The organism is Aquibacillus salsiterrae (assembly GCF_028416595.1).
GTDB lineage: Bacteria > Bacillota > Bacilli > Bacillales > Amphibacillaceae > Aquibacillus_A > Aquibacillus_A salsiterrae.
Genome location: NZ_JAMQKC010000065.1, coordinates 1 through 679, shown reverse-complemented (window position 1 = coordinate 679; position 679 = coordinate 1). Strand labels below are relative to the sequence as shown.

The following is a 679-nucleotide window of genomic DNA, read 5'->3' as shown; positions in this document are numbered from 1 at the left end:
GCTTTCTTGCGTTTCTTTGGATTCTTAGGGTCTGGAAGATATAACGTATGCTGAGTGTCCGCTTGCCAACAATCATTCGCCGCCTCATGTTCAAATTGTTGGAAGGCTTTTCTAATCGAATGATTGAGATCCCTTCGGCTCCACCCTTGTTCTTGAAAATAGCGCGAAAGCGTTCGAGGCTTTAATTTTCCAGGAGGAACTCTCTCCTCCAACTCTAGAATCCGAATAATTTGTTCCACACTTCGGCTTGGTAGTTCTTGCCGAAGGGCAATAGCCTGTTCCAAAACCATTGGATCTATCGTCTTAAGACTACCTTTCTTCTCTCTTGCTTGTGGCTTAAGCGCATCAAACCCGCCATCCTCATACGCTTTTAGATATCTTTCTAAGCTCCGTATGCTTACCGTTGTCTTTTCGCTTCCTGGAATGGTGTATCGACCCTTAGCGATTTCTCTTAAAAGGGCAGACTTCTCCCCTAGATGAAGCTTCCGTTGCGCAATTTGGGCAATTAATCCAAATCGGAAGGCTGCAATTTCATTCCTTAACGTTTCCTCCATGATTTTCCTCTCCATTTCCCTTAATTTAGGTAACAGTCCTATTATCGAGGGTGAGGACGAGAAAAAACAGAGACACATTTTGTGGAGTCAATAAAAGGAGTTTTTCCAATAAATTCCTTTTCCCT

At 43.3% G+C, this 679-nt stretch carries 1 protein-coding gene; it reads right to left on the bottom strand.

Going from position 1 to position 679, the window contains the following annotated elements; all coding sequences use genetic code 11:
• A partial coding sequence (locus NC799_RS18335) for a transposase family protein (protein ID WP_465248826.1) occupies window positions 1-554 on the bottom strand: 554 nt, incomplete at its 3' end.
• Window positions 555-679: the final 125 nt, after the last annotated feature.